Raw genomic sequence first — 16,141 nt, 5'->3', positions numbered from 1 at the left:
CATATACACTTTAAAGTGCTAAAAGGGGGCTGGAAGATGAGATATTTAACAGCGGGAGAATCACATGGTCCGCAACTGACTACTATCATTGAAGGATTACCGGCAGGAATGCCGATTTCGAATGAGGATATTAATCAAGAATTAGGGCGCCGGCAAAAAGGGCATGGACGTGGAAGAAGGATGCAGATCGAGAAAGATCAGGCATTTATTTCTTCGGGAATCCGACATGGCTACACACTCGGTTCACCGGTTGCTTTGGTGGTTGAGAACGATGACTGGAAGCATTGGACAAAGATTATGGGAAGTGAAGGGCTTTCAGAAGAGGAAGCTGAAGAAATTAAACGTAAAATCACCCGGCCTCGTCCTGGTCATGCCGACTTGAACGGCGGGATTAAATATGGGCACCGCGATTTGAGAAATGTTCTGGAACGCTCTTCAGCCCGTGAAACGACAGTAAGGGTGGCAGCAGGTGCTGTCGCTAAAAAGCTATTGTCATTATTGGGGATAGAAGTGGCATCGCATGTTTTGGAAATTGGCGGAGTGAAGGCAGAACCGCCAAAATACGAAACGATTCAGCAATTGCAACAAGTAACGGAAGAATCTTCTGTTAGATGTTTTGACAAAAACGTAGAACAGCAAATGAAGGATGCAATTGATGAAGCGAAACAAAAAGGAGATTCCATTGGCGGAATCGTTGAAGTCATTGTAGAAGGAATGCCGGTGGGTGTGGGAAGTTATGTGCATTATGACCGTAAGCTTGATGCAAAACTAGCCGCAGCGATAATGAGCATCAATGCATTTAAAGGTGTGGAAATAGGTCTTGGCTTTGAAGCGGCCCATCTATTCGGCAGTGATGTCCATGATGAAATCGCATGGGACGAAGGTCAGGGTTATTACCGTAAAACCAATCGCCTTGGCGGTTTTGAAGGCGGTATGACAACTGGAATGCCGATAGTTGTACGCGGTGTGATGAAGCCGATCCCGACTTTATATAAACCTTTGAAAAGTGTTGATATTGATACGAAGGAAGTGTTTGAAGCAAGTGTCGAACGTTCCGATAGTTGTGCGGTTCCTGCAGCAGCAGTAGTTGCTGAGGCGGTAGTGGCATGGGAGCTGGCGGCTGCCATCGTTGATCAATTCCCTTCAGATCGGTATGAGCAATTAGCAGAATACATGAGATCATATCGGGAAGAAGTAAAGGGGTTTTAAATCATGGAATCCATCCAAATAAAAACGGCTTCCAAGCAATATCCGGTTTTAATTGGCAAGAAGGCAATAAATGAATTGCCAGAATTAATAACACATGAATTAAATCACCTAAACAAGATTCTGATCATAACTGATGAGAAAGTGGCGGCACTTCATTTGGAGACTGTGAAAAACGCCCTGATCAAGACCGAAAAACCGGTCCTGCATCATGTAGTGCCAGAAGGGGAGCATGCTAAAACTTTCGATGTGTTTTATGAATGCCAAAGCTTCTGCTTATCCCATCAGATTAATCGCAAGTCATTGATTATCGCCCTTGGCGGTGGTGCAGTCGGTGACTTGGCTGGATTCGTCGCGGCCACTTTTATGAGAGGGATTCCATTTATACAGGTTCCGACGACTTTGCTCGCCCATGATAGTGCAGTGGGCGGTAAAGTTGCCATCAATCACCCGCTAGGGAAAAATATGATTGGGGCCTTTCATCAGCCTGAAGCGGTCATTTATGATCTTGAATTTCTTAAAACTCTGCCTCTTAAAGAATTAAGGTCAGGTTTTGCGGAAGTCATTAAACATTCCTTGATAGCAGATAATGAATTTTATCTATGGTTAAAGTCGAATATTATTGATTTGAATAATATAACGGATGAGCAATTCCTGACAATGATTACAAAAGGAATTGGCATTAAAGCTAAAATTGTCGAAGAGGATGAGAAGGAAAATGGCATTCGTGCCTTTTTGAATTTTGGTCATACGCTTGGACATGCAGTGGAAAGTTCAATGGGATACGGAAACTTTACGCACGGGGAATCAATTTTAATCGGGATGGTATATGCTCTTAAATTAAGCAGAAAGAAAGTGGATCTCGATTTTAAGCTAGATGAGTTTATTGGCTGGGTTTCTTCTTTAGGTTATCAAATAACCATTCCAACCCGACTTGAACATGCAATGCTGCTTGATTTAATGAAAACAGACAAAAAATCGGTCAATGATGCAGCTACCTTTGTTCTGCTAAACGAAGTGGGGTCACCGCTATTAATGGATTTAGCCGACTCTGAGCTGATAGAGGAAATGGCTGATATGATATAGAGTTCTGAAGAAGGGGGACTATGTGTGATAAGAGGAATAAGGGGTGCCACTACAGTAGAGAGAGACACAGAAATGGAAGTGATTTCAGCTGCCGAAAAGTTGATGGCAGAGATCATTCAGGTTAACGAGATTGATCCCGATATGGTAGCTTCTGTATTTTTTTCTGCGACGGAAGAGATTCGTTCTGTCTTCCCTGCCAAAGCCTTGAGGAAATTCGAAGGCTGGACTTATGTACCGGTTACATGCATGAAAGAAATACCGGTGAGCAATTCCTTGCCATTTTGCATCCGGGTCATGATCCACGTAAATACGACGAAATCTCAAAAAGAGATACATCATGTATACCAGGCAGGGGCTACGGTATTACGGCCAGATTTGACAAAGCAGATATAAGATGATTTTAAATCTATGAATATGATATACTATTCTCGCACTTTCTTACTTTAAAGTGATAAAAATATATAGAGGTGATTGACATGAAATGGAATGAAGCGGTCCTTTCCTTGAAGTCTTATCAACCGGGAAAATCCACTGATGAAGTGAAAAAATTATACGGGCTGGAAAAAATCACGAAATTAGCTTCAAATGAAAATCCTTTTGGCTGTTCGGAAAAGGTCAAGGAATCCGTTAGGAATTCAACCCATTCGTTTGCCATCTATCCGGATGGATATGCAACGATGCTTAGGGAAGCTGTTGCAAAACATACAGGTGTGAAAGAAACTCAGCTTATTTTTGGAAATGGATCTGATGAGAACATTCAAATCATCTCCAGGAGTCTATTGGGAGCTGGAAAGAATACGGTCATGGCAACAGGCACTTTTTCGCAGTATCGCCATAATGCCACGTTAGAAGGTGCGGAAATCAGGGAAGTTCCTCATATTGACGGTGCTCATGATCTAGAAGGAATGCTTAAAGTAATAGATGAAAAAACGGCGGTAGTCTGGCTTTGTACACCAAATAATCCAACTGGTAAATACATTTCGGAACAGGACTTAGTATCGTTCATCGAAAAAGTGCCGGAAGATGTTCTTATCGTTTTGGATGAAGCTTATTGTGAATATGCAACGGCTGAGGATTACCCGAGAACGAATCAATGGATTAATAAATATAAAAATTTGATCATACTCCGGACATTCTCAAAAATTTATGGACTTGCCAGTTTTAGGGTAGGTTACGGTTTGGCGGATGAGGATATTATTCAGAAACTAGATCCATCCCGGGAACCATTCAATGTGAACACATTCGCACAGAATATTGCTATCGTCGCTTTGGAGGATCAAGCCTTCATTGAAAAATGCAAGGAAGAAAATCAAAAAGGGCTCAAGCGGTACTATGAATTTTGCAATAAGGAAAATTTAGCTTATTACCCGTCACAAGGTAATTTCATTTTTATCCATTTTAAACAGGATGCCGATGTGGTGTTTCAATATTTGCTTGAGCGCGGGTACATCGCAAGGTCGGGGAAATCTTTCGGCTTTCCTAACAGCCTGAGGGTAACGATTGGTTCCACTGAAGAAAATGAAGGAATGATTAATGCTATTAAGACTTTTTTGAATGAAGTTGAGGCACCTTCTGATTCGCTGCTTTAACGTTTCATCAAACCTAGAGGAGCATAAAAGATGCGGGGGAGAGAAGAGTGAAGGGTAAGGTTTTTGTAATAGGTCTAGGTCTAATTGGCGGATCACTTGCCATGGCTGTACGCCATGCACATCCTGAAGCCGTGATTGTTGGTACGGACCTAAGTGAAAAGAATATTCAACTTTCGATGCTATTGGGAATCATTGATGATTCTGTATCATCTTTGGAAGCGGGAGCACGTGAAGCCGATTTAATTCTACTTGCTGTGCCTGTCAATGAAACCGTGAAGATTTTAGCTCAATTGGCCGATATGGAGTTAAAAAGTGATGTCCTCATATCGGATGCAGGAAGTACGAAGGATACAGTCGTTAAGGCAGCAAAACCATTGATAGATAAAGGGGTGGCCTTCATCGGGGGGCACCCTATGGCTGGTTCCCATAAAAGCGGCGCTGGGGCAGCCAAATTGCATTTATTCGAACATGCATTTTATTTGCTTACTCCCGGAGATTCCATTGAAGAAGAAAAAGTTGAGCAGCTGAAAGGGTGGCTGCAAGGGACAAGAGCTAACTTTCTGGTTGTGAGTCCTGCCATGCATGATAAGCTGACTGGGGTCATTAGTCATTTTCCGCATATTGTCGCATCGGGGCTCGTTAAACAGGCAGAAAATTACAGTAAGGAAAACAAGCTGATTTCAAGGCTTGCAGCAGGCGGATTCCGAGATATTACAAGAATTGCTTCAAGCAGTCCGGAAATGTGGCGTGACATTTTGTTACATAATCGGGATGTGCTACTTGAATTAATGAATGATTGGCTGAATGAAATGGAGCATATAAAAGGTCTGGTTGCGAATGAAGATAGTGAAGAAATCCTTCGATTCTTTACCGATGCCAAGATTTTCAGGGATGATTTGCCAACACATGCAAAAGGCGCCATACCAGCGTTTTATGATTTATATATCGATATACCGGATTATGCCGGAATAATTTCTGAGATTACCGGATATTTGGCTCAAGAAGGTATCAGCATTACAAACATAAGGATCATTGAAACCAGGGAAGAGATATACGGTGTGCTGGTCATCAGCTTTCAAACGGACGTTGATCGCATAAAAGCTGCGGAGTGTATTTCTAGACATACAGATTATGAAACGATCCTGGCATAATATTGATAGGAAAGGATGGTTTTATGAATACAAAAAAATTACAAACGAACATCCAGACATTACGTGGTTCGATTGCCATACCTGGAGATAAGTCGATCTCCCATCGTTCGATAATGTTCGGAGCACTAGCCGAAGGGGAAACGACAGTCACTAATTTTCTTCCAGGAGCCGATTGTTTAAGTACGATTTCCTGTTTTAAGCAGCTTGGAGTCCATATTGAACAAGATGGCCAGAACGTTAAAATTGAAGGCAAAGGTTTTAATGGATTGAAGGAACCTGAATCTGTACTGGATGTCGGAAATTCTGGTACGACGATCAGGTTAATGATGGGCATTTTGGCAGGACAGCAATTTTCGGCCGTTTTGGCAGGTGATGAATCGATAGCCAAACGTCCAATGACCCGGGTAGTCAACCCTCTTCGTCAGATGGGAGCAGTCATTGATGGCCGAAAAGGAGCCGAATACACCCCGCTCTTCATAAGAGGTGGCAAATTAAAAGGGTTTCGCTATGAATTGCCTGTAGCAAGTGCGCAGGTAAAATCAGCGATAATCTTGGCTGGTTTACAGGCAGAAGGTGAAACGATCATTATCGAACCGGAAGAGACCCGTGATCATACAGAACGAATGATCCAAGAGTTTGGCGGGAAAATCGAAAAGGACGGTCAAACGATTAAAGTAAGCGGAAACCAAGTCTTCAAAGGGACCGCGATCCATGTGCCGGGTGATATTTCTTCGGCGGCTTTCTTCATGGTGGCTGCAGCGATTACGGAAAATAGTGAAGTGGTGTTAAAGAATGTGGGCCTTAATTCGACAAGGACTGGAATCATCGAAGTCATGAAATCGATGGGGGCGGATATTACGATAGAGAAGAAGACGAGCGAGGGTGAACCTGCAGGAGACATCACTGTCAGAAGCTCCCGACTAAAAGGGACGACCATCAGCGGTGATCTAATTCCCCGCCTCATCGATGAAATACCGGTAATTGCACTTCTGGCAACACAGGCTGAAGGGATAACGACAATCAAGGATGCAGCAGAACTTAAAGTGAAAGAGACGAATCGAATTGATACTGTTGCAAATGAGCTCTCCATCCTTGGGGCAGATATAACCCCGACAGCAGACGGATTGATCATCAAAGGACGTAAAGCCCTTAATGGAGGTATGGTTACAAGCCATGGAGATCATCGTATCGGGATGATGCTCGCTGTAGCGGCTTTGATAACGGATGGGGAAGTGGAACTTGCTGACCCTGATGCCATAGATGTATCATATCCACAATTTTTTGGGCATTTGAGCCAATTGATAAAGTAAATATAAAAAAAGTTTACATACCTTATTTGGTCTGTAAACTTTTTTTAAATGCTTAAAAGTGTTGAAAGCGCTAACATCCGGGCTTTTTTTACCTGTATGGTCATGAAAATAATGAAAAAGGGGTTCATGATCAAAAAGGAGATTTACCATAGCGTGGAGAATTAACTAGTAACCTTTTTTTAATGAGAATGGGAGGGGACTTCATCAATGGAATACAGGGCTACAGTATGGTAAACTAATGAATACTGTTTACTATGCATCTCGCGATTACATGGTATTTTGTTCTTAATGGAAGAATATGTTACATTATGGCGTGAGTGTGTATGACTAGGGACCAAGTCTATCATGCAAAAGGAAGGATTCAACAATGAATACAGTGGAACAAGTTATACAGCATTTAAAAAAAGGGGAATTAACAGAAGCTCTTAAACATATAAATCGAATTAAATCATCAGAGTCAGCAGAGGACATATTGTTGCTGGCCGAAGAAATGCTCCAGCTTGGTTTTGCGGAGGAGGCAAAGGATCTTTTTGAACATCTGCTGCAACTCTATCCCAATGAAGGAGAATTGATTGTTTCGTTGGCGGAAATCCTTATTGATATGGACCAGGAAGATGAAGCGATGCTGATGCTTGAAAAAGTAAGTGCAGATGATGAAGTATATCCAAGTGCTTTGCTTTTGGAAGCAGACCTTTATCAATTACAGGGGATGGATGAGGTCAGCGAACGGAAATTACAGCAAGCCAAGGAAATGCTTCCAGATGAGATCATCATTGATTTTGCACTAGCTGAACTGTTCTTTCATCAAGGAAGGGATCAGGAAGCCATTGCAAATTACATAAAGGTTTTGGAACATGAACAAGAAATCGCTGGTGTTAATGTCAATCAGAGGCTTGCTGAAGCATTAAGCAGTTCAGGGAAGTTCGAGGAGGCCCTTCCGCACTTTGAAAAGGCCTTACAGGATGGACTTGAAATCAATACCCTATTTGAATATGCATTTACAGCTTTTCAGGCAGGCCTTTATGAGACAGCCGTACGAAAGTTTATTGAACTGAAAGAATTAGATCATGAATACCATTCTCTATATTTGTACCTGGCAAAGAGTTATGAACATCTTGAAGATCTGGAAAATGCCTTGAAAACGGTAAAAGAAGGAATCAAGGCTGATGAATTCAATAAGGAACTTTACTTCTTCGGTGGAAAAATAGCCTTGAAAAGCGGGCTTGATGAAGAGGCGGAAAATCTATTTAAAGAAGCACTTGCCATTGATCCGGGATACCTGGAAGCTGCACTCACCCTATTGAAACTGTATATGCACCACGAAAGGTATGAAGATGTATTGGAGTGTATTGGTGAAGTAAGGCGATATGGAGAGGATGATCCGCAGTTTGAATGGATAGCTGCTGTATCTTATCAGCAAACCGAGCAATTTAAAGAGTCATTAACCAGCTATCATAAAGCATATAATTCATTCAAGAACAATCAAGATTTCCTTGAAGATTATGGTTTCTTTTTAATTGAAGAAGGAGACAGAGCCACATCTAGAGAAGTATTTAATAAGCTGCTTGAGATGAACCCGGCGAATGATGAGTATGCAATGATTTTGGAGCGGCTAGGTGAAAGCACGGATGACATGTAGATAAGTGAAACAAAACTAAATCAAGACAGAGGAGGGAATTCATGGTGGCTGCCCCTGTTTCTGTGAATGAGAAGAAGGATTTTATTCGGTGGTTTTTAAATCATTATCAATTGAAACGAAGAGAATGCGTATGGATATTGAATTACTTAATGAGTCATGATCAATTAATGAAAAAGGTTCATTTTGTAGAAAATGCACAATATTGCCCACGTGGACTGATCATGTCGACACATTGTGTGGATGAAGTCCCTTTCAGGTTCTATAAGTCCAATATCATGACGACCGATGCAGAGAAATCTTTTCATGATATCCGTTTAAATCGGGATGAAGACATTTATATTCAGCTCAATTTTAAATCGTCTTACTCTTCCTATCAGTATGCAGCGGTACTCGAGCACAATCCCTTCATGCCGAAATCAACTGCATCGAATGAAAAAGATCAGCTGCTGGCTGAACAATTTTTAGAAAGAAGCATGTTGTATTTTCAAAGGGACCGACTGCTTAAGGAAATCGATGAAGCACTTGATAAGCATGATGAACAAGCATTTAAGAACTTAACAGAACAATTGAATCAATTAAAAGTACTTGGATAAAATAAATTGACCTTTCCGTAATCAGGAAAGGTTTTTATTTTTTATAAAACATTGATAAAATCCACATTTCTGTAAAGACTATGGGTATATGGTAAATATGTTATAAAAATAATGGTAAAATGAAAAGGAGTTGATTCAAAAAATCGGGAGTGAAGTAGACATGAAGTGGACAGCAAAAGATCTTGACATGTATATGCAGTCAAAAGAGTATGTGGATACCGTTTTGATTCCTTTGGTTCCCCTATCTTTTAAAGGTCAAATGAAGCAATCGGGCTCAATGAATGAATTTCTTACCATTTTAAGCTTGGAAATTGAAAAGCAGATGAAAGGAAGAATTCTTTTATTGCCAACATTTCATTATATAAGTGATGAAATGGATAAGGTTGAGCGGTTAAAGCGTTGGGCCAATGAAGTGAAAGAAAATGATTTCGAGCATGTTTTTTTTCTTACATCGGATTTTGAGTGGAAAAAGGAAGAGCGGGAATTAGAAAATAATTTAGTATGGATTCCAGCCATCCCCCTCGATGGGCTTGAAATTGAACAAGCAAGGGAAATGATTAACCAGCAAGTTCTCCAAATCCTTGATATTTTCTCTTATAATTGGAAAAATGAAAAAAAGTAGGATTTTTCGCAATATTTGACACATTGTTGCCACCTTTTGGGTTTTACAAATATTGACCTTGGTAAATTATTGAGATATCATGGAAATGTCCTAGTTTTATAGTGTCGCTATTTATTGGTCCTTTGGGCTCTCAGTATAGTAATAGAGGGGGGGAAAACGCATGAGCAAGCATAATGTTTCACGACGTCAATTCCTTAATTACACACTTACTGGCGTTGGTGGATTTATGGCGGCCGGTATGTTGATGCCTATGGTTAGGTTTGCAATTGATCCTGTATTATCAGCTGATAAAGGCGGGGATTACGTTGCAACTAAACAGAAGGTAAGTGAACTGACTACCGAACCAACCCGTGTCGACTTTAGTTTTAAACAGGTCGATGGGTGGTATGAGTCTGAAGAAACAAATACAGCATGGGTTTACAAAACGGATGATGGTAAGATCGTTGCTTTATCTCCAATCTGTAAACATTTAGGCTGTACGGTAGGTTGGAATACGGATAAGACTAATCCGAATCAATTTTTCTGTCCTTGCCATTATGGCAGGTATACGAAAGATGGGATGAATGTGAAAGGGACACCGCCGGTTTCACCATTGGATGTCTTTGACACGAAAGAAAAAGACGGAATACTTTATTTGGGTCAACTAAAACCGCATGGGGAGGCGTAAACATTGCTAACAAAGTTATATGACTGGGTGGACGAGCGTTTAGACATTACGCCATTATGGCGGGATATTGCTGACCATGAGGTTCCTGAACATGTTAACCCCGCACATCATTTTTCTGCATTCGTATATTGTTTTGGTGGGTTAACTTTCTTTATTACGGTCATCCAAATCTTGTCAGGCATGTTCTTGACGATGTACTATGTCCCGGACATTAAAAACGCTTGGGAATCTGTTTATTATTTGCAAAACGAAGTTGCCTTCGGTCAAATTGTCCGTGGTATGCATCACTGGGGAGCAAGTCTAGTTATCGTTATGATGTTTTTACATACTCTTCGTGTCTTCTTCCAGGGAGCTTACAAAAAACCGCGTGAATTGAACTGGATGGTCGGCGTATTGATTTTCTTCATCATGCTGGCATTAGGCTTGACTGGTTATTTATTGCCATGGGATATGAAAGCGCTATTCGCAACGAAGGTTACTTTGACAATTGTCGAATCGGTACCATTGATGGGACCGGCACTCAAGACATTGATAGCAGGAGATCCAACCATCGTTGGAGCACAGACATTGACACGATTCTTTGCAATTCATGTATTCTTCCTGCCAGCAGCATTATTTGCTTTACTAGCGGCTCATTTCCTGATGATCCGAAAACAAGGTATTTCAGGTCCACTATAAAAGAATGGTGAACCAAAAACCAAAAAAACCTTTTCATAAAGGAGGGGAATTGTTCAATGCATCGTGGGAAAGGTATGAAATTCGTAGGTGACTCGCGTATCTCCGCGGACCGTAAACCGAATATTCCGAAAGATTATTCAGAATATCCTGGGAAAACTGAAGCATTTTGGCCTAATTTCCTTTTAAAAGAATGGATGGTAGGAGCTGTATTTCTTGTAGGTTATCTTTGCCTGACAATCGCACATCCGTCACCATTGGAAAGGATAGCAGATCCAACAGATACAGGGTACATTCCGCTGCCGGACTGGTATTTCCTATTCCTTTACCAATTACTTAAGTATACTTATGCTTCAGGTCCTTATAATGCAATCGGGTCCATGGTAATACCTGGTTTGGCTTTCGGGGCATTGCTCTTGGCACCTTTTCTAGATCGTGGTCCAGAGCGGAGCCCGGCGAAACGTCCTTTTGCTGTAGGCTTCATGTTATTGGCAATGGCCGGCGTTTTCTATTTAACATGGGAGTCCGCAGCCCATCACGATTGGGAAGCTTCCAAGAAGCAAGGAGCAATCGTTGAAGGTGCAGACATTGATAAAGAGAGCGATGGGTATAAATTGATGGATTCTAATGGCTGTATCAGCTGTCATGGAGCAGAATTAACTGGTGGAGCAGGAGCACCAAGCTTAATTGACACTGGTTTAAAACCAGAAGAAATCTCTAAGATCGCAGTCAAAGGCCAGGGTAACATGCCAGCTGGCATGTTCAAAGGTACAGATGAAGAATTGAAAACATTAGCTGAATTTGTATCAGGTTTATCGACAAAATAATATAGCCATCAACAGATTTTCTTTCATATGCTGCAAAAAGAAGCTGACGACCACGGTTGTCGGCTTTTTTATTGGTAAATTGAAGCGTTAATGAGAAGAAATTGAAATGAATACTTGGTTTTCTGGTTGATGGCCTGTAAAATGAGTATACATAAGAATGTAAGTGAGGGTAAAAGAATGAATGTTATTTACAGTTGGCTTGCAAATCGGCAAATGCTCGCTTTGTTATTATTAATAAATATATTCGGAACTGCCTATGGATATTATTGGTACGGTAGTCAATTGGAAAACACTCCGGCGATTTTTTTGGCATTTGTACCGGATAGCCCGACTGCCAGCCTGTTTTTTGTATTTGTTTTAGTTGGTTTCCTATTAAGAAGGAATTTCGGACTTATGGAAGCATTGGCGATAATGACACTATTCAAATATGGCATATGGGCAGTTGTAATGAATTTGATGACCTTGGTGACAACAGGTTCATTGCCGTGGGAAGGTTATATGTTAATGGCTTCTCATTTAGGGATGGCGATTCAAGGTGTATTATATGCACCATTTTATCGAATAAAACCTTGGCATATGATAGTGGCAGGGATTTGGACCATACATAATGACATTATCGATTATGTTTTTGAAATGATGCCAATATACCGTGATTTATTGGTATATATGAATTCGATAGGCTATTTCACTTTTTGGCTCAGCATACTTTCCATTTTTGTCGGCTGGTACTTTGGATATAGAAATAAGCGAATCACCCTATCCTTCATCCCTTAAAAGTTAACTCTAAATACAGCTTTGTAAAAGCAGGGTTAACTTTTTTATGTTGAACGAGGTCTACTCATGTTTTTTCTTTCATATCGTTTTAGTAGAGATATGAGGAGGGACGAGTAGCATGTTGAAAAAATTCATATTAACCATTGCTGTTTTATTTGTCGTCTTACATTTCCCTGTCTATGCAGCATCCTCTTCAAGTTTGGAGCAATTAGATGACATTTCCGATAGAGCCTTGGAAATGACCAAGTTGAAGCGATATGGAGATTCGGAAAAGATGCTGACGTTTTTTTCTGACCGGTTTTTAAAAGAGACAGCGAAAGAGCAGATCCTTGACATGGACGAACTTCGAATTATCACTGTAGCTCATAATGAGGCGTTGATGACAATAAAGGATATGAACAAGGGAGATTCCGAAAAGGTTAATTCTGTTACAAAGTTCCGGCTTGTTGTTGATGCGGTCAAGTCTACCCATCAGCCCCTTTGGACAGAGATGGAGGATCAAATGATGAATTCCTTCCAGCAAACAAAGAACGCCGCGATCAATCAAGACACAATTACATTCAATAGCCAATTGAACTTATTCCTATCACAATATGAAATGATATATCCAAGCTTGAAAGTCGACCTTTCTAAAGAAACGATGCAGCAACTGGACACGAGGATCCAATACATCAACCAATACCGTCCTGAGGTAATCAGTGATGGAGAAAGTCAAAAGGAACTGGATGCGCTGCAAAACGAACTAAGCACCATTTTTGATGAAATGGGGGAAGATGATACAGATCCTTCCCTTTGGTGGGTCATCATATCGACAGGCTCAATCATTATCATGACGCTTTCATATGTAGGCTGGAGAAAATATAAAGGTGATAGGGAAAAACCAAGGAAAGAGCATAATGATTAAAAAGACACGGGAAGAGAACACTATATTTGACATGGTTGCCTTCAATCCATAGAATTAAGAGTAATAATAGTTATAGGAGGATACCATGTATTTCATTTATTTGGCGATTATCATTTTAATCCCGATTTATGCACAAATGAAAGTGAAAAGCACGTATAAAAAATATTCAAAGGTATCGGCCTCTTCTGGTATGAATGGTGCTGAGACTGCGCGGGCCATCTTGGATCAAAATGGACTGTTCAATGTCAGGGTCGAAGAGACACCTGGAATGCTTTCAGACCATTATGACCCAAGGGATAAAACGGTGCGTTTATCATCTAATAACTATCACGGCCATTCAGTTGCCGGTGTAGCGGTTGCAGCCCATGAAGTTGGACATGCGATTCAAGATAAAGAAGCATATGCATTCTTGCGTTTCCGCCATGCATTAGTACCGGTAGCTAATTTTGGCTCTAACATATCTTGGATTTTGATTTTAATCGGGATGTTAGCTTCAATTCCTGGGTTGCTATTGGCGGGTATCGTATTTATGGCAGCCGCTGTATTGTTCCAAGTGATAACCCTGCCTGTTGAATTCAATGCTTCTTCTCGGGCGATGGATCAACTCGTTTCCGTTGGGGTCATCCGGAATGATGAAGAACGGGAAACGAAAAAAGTATTAAATGCCGCTGCGATGACTTATGTTGCTGCTGCTCTTGTAGCCGTTCTGGAATTAGTTCGTCTTCTGCTTATGTATACAGGAATGAGGGAAGAGGATTAATTTGAAAAAGGACTCCATCTTGGGATGGGGTCCTTTTTTATTTTTAAAAGTATTTGCTTCACATTGCTAATAAAATTCAGTTAGTAGGGCAACATTCATAAGGATTGCATTCCATTGGTATGCCACAAATAAAGGATTACCTTTCAATGGGATTCTTGTTTTCATCAAGGGTAAAGCCCTCACCCAATACATCATGCACTTCACTTACAGATACAAATGCATGAGGGTCCACCGATGTTATGGCAGTCTTTAAGCGGACTAGTTCATTTTTACCAACAACACAGTAGAGTACTTCCCGGTCATTGCGTGTAAAGGACCCATATCCCCTTAATACGGTTACGCCCCGCTCCATATCATTCATGATTTTTTCAGCAATTTGCTTGTTTTTATCACTAATGATCATTGCACCTCTAGCAGCATAGGCCCCTTCTTGCATAAAGTCGATTACTCTGGCACCTATAAATACGGCAACGAGGGTATACATCGCTTGCCGGTAATCAAGGTAGGTTAGGATGGACAGGCCAATGACGACGGCATCAAAGATGAACATGGTCCGTCCCATGCCCATCCCCAAGTAACGATGGGCAAAACGGGCGATGATATCCACTCCGCCTGTTGTCCCGCCGTAGCGAAAGATGATGCCCAGCCCGATACCAACAGAAACCCCGGCAAACAATGCCACCAGCATCAAATCGTTTCCGAGATCGATTTCAATTTCGTATCTCTCGAATATCCAAAGCCAAACGGAGAGGCCGACCGTGCCGATAATCGTATAAAAGAAAGATGTGCGCCCTAAATATTTCCACCCAATTAAAAATAAGGGAATATTCAAAATCAAATTAGAATAAGAAGGATTTATCCCGATAAGTTGATATATAATCAAGGTGAGACCGGTGAATCCGCCTTCGGCCAAGTTGTTCTGCATGTTAAAATGCACGAGGCCAAAGGCGAATATTCCAGCCCCAAAAAGGATGAATATAATATTTTTCAATTTTAAGCCCAAAAGCATGTCCCATACCTCCAAAGGTTTGCATATCATCAATTTACTTATTATAACTAATTAACCAACTATGGGCAATTTTGATTCGCGAACGTATCTGTTGTCTTCTGTTTCACTTTTAGCTAACATGGAGAAGGTATGATGTTTGAAAACGAAAATCAAGAATGGGTGACGATATGGAAAAGCATAAGACGATCCAACAAATGCAAGCGGAAGTCGACCAATACATAGGACAATTTAAAGAAGGATATTTCAGCCCTCTGGCCATGCTCGCCCGTTTGTCTGAAGAACTTGGTGAATTGGCTAGGGAAGTCAATCATTACCATGGTGAAAAACCAAAGAAGGCAACAGAGGAAGAGAATTCGATTGAAGCGGAATTAGGGGACATGCTTTTTGTGTTGATTTGTTTTGCCAATTCTTTAGGGATTGACCTTCAAAACTCGCATGATTTGGTGATGGAAAAGTTTACAACCCGTGATAAAGATAGATGGACAAGAAAAGAAGAGAAAATGGAGGAGGAAGGTAAAGATGAGTAAAGTGAAAGTGATTGTAGCTGGTCCACGTGGCAGAATGGGAAATGAAGCGGTGAAGCTTGTACATAGGACAGAAGGGTTTGAATTGGCAGCTGTCATAGATCGCAAGCATAACGGGGAAAGCATCTCCGCGATAGAAGGTTTTCACGGTATTGAAGCGCCGGTTTTTTCGGATATAAATGAATGTTTTTCTTCTATAAAGGCGGACGTATTGATCGATTTGACCACACCGGAAGTGGGGATGTTCCATACCGAAACGGCACTTAATCATGGTATCCGCCCTGTAGTGGGAACGACTGGTTTTACTAAGGAAGATTTAGCGAAACTGGATTCATTAACAAAAGAAAAGGGCATTGGTTGCATCATCGCGCCAAACTTTGCAATTGGAGCCATTTTGATGATGAAGTTTTCCCAAATGGCTGCAAAGTATTTCCCTGATGTAGAAATCATAGAAATGCACCATGATCAAAAACTGGATGCACCTTCTGGCACTGCTTCCAAAACGGCAGACATGATTGCAGCGGTACGTGAAACAAAACAACAGGGGCACCCTAATGAAAAAGAAACCATCCAGGGGGCAAGAGGTGCAAATGTAGATGGCATGCATATCCACAGTGTACGGCTACCGGGACTGGTTGCCCATCAACAGGTGCTTTTCGGAAGTGATGGAGAGCTATTGACGGTTCGGCATGATTCCTTTAATCGAGCGTCCTTCATGTCAGGAGTCAAACTTGCTGTCGATACCGTCATGAAATTGGATGTTCTTGTATACGGCCTGGAAAATATTATCGAATAAGGGATCAGG

18 protein-coding genes are annotated in these 16,141 nt (G+C 41.2%); 17 read left to right on the top strand and 1 reads right to left on the bottom strand.

All coding sequences use genetic code 11. The annotated features are described in order from the left end of the window. Positions 1 to 36: 36 nt before the first annotated feature. From aroC to MKY17_RS17725, 15 genes are all read left to right on the top strand, one after another. Positions 37 to 1,209 (top strand): chorismate synthase, encoded by a 1,173-nt coding sequence (aroC, locus tag MKY17_RS17795; RefSeq protein WP_098370778.1) that lies wholly within the window; start codon positions 37 to 39, stop codon positions 1,207 to 1,209. A 3-nt stretch (positions 1,210 to 1,212) separates the two neighbouring features. Then, a complete protein-coding gene (gene aroB, locus MKY17_RS17790) occupies positions 1,213 to 2,292 on the top strand; it encodes a 3-dehydroquinate synthase (protein WP_339200256.1) in 1,080 nt (359 codons plus the stop codon). Positions 2,293 to 2,316: 24 nt separating this feature from the next. Then, a complete protein-coding gene (gene aroH, locus MKY17_RS17785) occupies positions 2,317 to 2,685 on the top strand; it encodes a chorismate mutase (protein WP_076365659.1) in 369 nt (122 codons plus the stop codon). 83 nt (positions 2,686 to 2,768) lie between these two features. Further along, positions 2,769 to 3,881, top strand: coding sequence for a histidinol-phosphate transaminase (hisC, locus tag MKY17_RS17780; RefSeq protein WP_309518774.1), 1,113 nt, complete (start codon positions 2,769 to 2,771; stop codon positions 3,879 to 3,881). 47 nt (positions 3,882 to 3,928) lie between these two features. Beyond that, positions 3,929 to 5,032: a prephenate dehydrogenase gene (locus tag MKY17_RS17775; protein ID WP_141993566.1), complete on the top strand. Its 1,104-nt coding sequence runs from the start codon at positions 3,929 to 3,931 to the stop codon at positions 5,030 to 5,032. Positions 5,033 to 5,055: 23 nt separating this feature from the next. After that, the gene (gene aroA / locus MKY17_RS17770; RefSeq protein ID WP_144549667.1) at positions 5,056 to 6,342 is read left to right on the top strand and encodes a 3-phosphoshikimate 1-carboxyvinyltransferase; all 1,287 of its coding nucleotides are present in this window, start codon (positions 5,056 to 5,058) and stop codon (positions 6,340 to 6,342) included. Positions 6,343 to 6,709: 367 nt separating this feature from the next. Then, positions 6,710 to 7,981, top strand: coding sequence for a tetratricopeptide repeat protein (locus MKY17_RS17765; RefSeq protein ID WP_339200252.1), 1,272 nt, complete (start codon positions 6,710 to 6,712; stop codon positions 7,979 to 7,981). 41 nt (positions 7,982 to 8,022) lie between these two features. After that, positions 8,023 to 8,574, top strand: coding sequence for a ReoY family proteolytic degradation factor (locus MKY17_RS17760; protein WP_063233222.1), 552 nt, complete (start codon positions 8,023 to 8,025; stop codon positions 8,572 to 8,574). Positions 8,575 to 8,734: 160 nt separating this feature from the next. Then, positions 8,735 to 9,196, top strand: a complete 462-nt coding sequence (locus MKY17_RS17755; RefSeq protein WP_141993563.1) for a YpiF family protein — start codon at positions 8,735 to 8,737, stop codon at positions 9,194 to 9,196. 160 nt (positions 9,197 to 9,356) lie between these two features. Continuing rightward, positions 9,357 to 9,863 carry a ubiquinol-cytochrome c reductase iron-sulfur subunit gene (locus MKY17_RS17750; protein WP_098370771.1) on the top strand — a complete coding sequence of 169 codons (507 nt, stop codon included), beginning with the start codon at positions 9,357 to 9,359 and terminating at the stop codon, positions 9,861 to 9,863. Between the two features lie 3 nt (positions 9,864 to 9,866). Continuing rightward, the gene (locus MKY17_RS17745) at positions 9,867 to 10,541 is read left to right on the top strand and encodes a cytochrome b6 (RefSeq protein ID WP_034307974.1); all 675 of its coding nucleotides are present in this window, start codon (positions 9,867 to 9,869) and stop codon (positions 10,539 to 10,541) included. Positions 10,542 to 10,597: 56 nt separating this feature from the next. Further along, a complete protein-coding gene (locus MKY17_RS17740) occupies positions 10,598 to 11,365 on the top strand; it encodes a menaquinol-cytochrome c reductase cytochrome b/c subunit (protein WP_098370770.1) in 768 nt (255 codons plus the stop codon). Between the two features lie 177 nt (positions 11,366 to 11,542). Further along, positions 11,543 to 12,139 (top strand): DUF1405 domain-containing protein, encoded by a 597-nt coding sequence (locus tag MKY17_RS17735; protein WP_098370769.1) that lies wholly within the window; start codon positions 11,543 to 11,545, stop codon positions 12,137 to 12,139. Positions 12,140 to 12,257: 118 nt separating this feature from the next. After that, positions 12,258 to 13,043: a sporulation protein YpjB gene (ypjB, locus tag MKY17_RS17730; protein WP_098370768.1), complete on the top strand. Its 786-nt coding sequence runs from the start codon at positions 12,258 to 12,260 to the stop codon at positions 13,041 to 13,043. An 85-nt stretch (positions 13,044 to 13,128) separates the two neighbouring features. Next, positions 13,129 to 13,803 (top strand): zinc metallopeptidase, encoded by a 675-nt coding sequence (locus MKY17_RS17725; RefSeq protein WP_141993561.1) that lies wholly within the window; start codon positions 13,129 to 13,131, stop codon positions 13,801 to 13,803. Between the two features lie 136 nt (positions 13,804 to 13,939). Here the strand turns inward: MKY17_RS17725 and MKY17_RS17720 are convergent, their stop codons facing one another. Then, positions 13,940 to 14,812, bottom strand: a complete 873-nt coding sequence (locus MKY17_RS17720) for a YitT family protein (RefSeq protein WP_098370766.1) — start codon at positions 14,810 to 14,812, stop codon at positions 13,940 to 13,942. Positions 14,813 to 14,979: 167 nt separating this feature from the next. Here MKY17_RS17720 and MKY17_RS17715 point away from each other — a divergent pair, with 167 nt between their 5' ends. Further along, on the top strand, positions 14,980 to 15,339 hold the full coding sequence (locus MKY17_RS17715; protein ID WP_098370844.1) for a nucleotide pyrophosphohydrolase: 360 nt from the start codon (positions 14,980 to 14,982) through the stop codon (positions 15,337 to 15,339). Further along, positions 15,332 to 16,132, top strand: a complete 801-nt coding sequence (gene dapB, locus MKY17_RS17710; protein WP_098370765.1) for a 4-hydroxy-tetrahydrodipicolinate reductase — start codon at positions 15,332 to 15,334, stop codon at positions 16,130 to 16,132. The genes MKY17_RS17715 and dapB overlap by 8 nt, the downstream gene beginning before the upstream one ends. Positions 16,133 to 16,141 lie beyond the last annotated feature (9 nt).

Origin of the sequence: Peribacillus sp. FSL P2-0133, assembly GCF_037975445.1 — a bacterium.
Classification (GTDB): domain Bacteria; phylum Bacillota; class Bacilli; order Bacillales; family DSM-1321; genus Peribacillus; species Peribacillus simplex_E.
The sequence above is the reverse complement of the archived record's forward strand: the minus strand, read 5'-3'. Positions and strand labels throughout refer to the sequence as shown.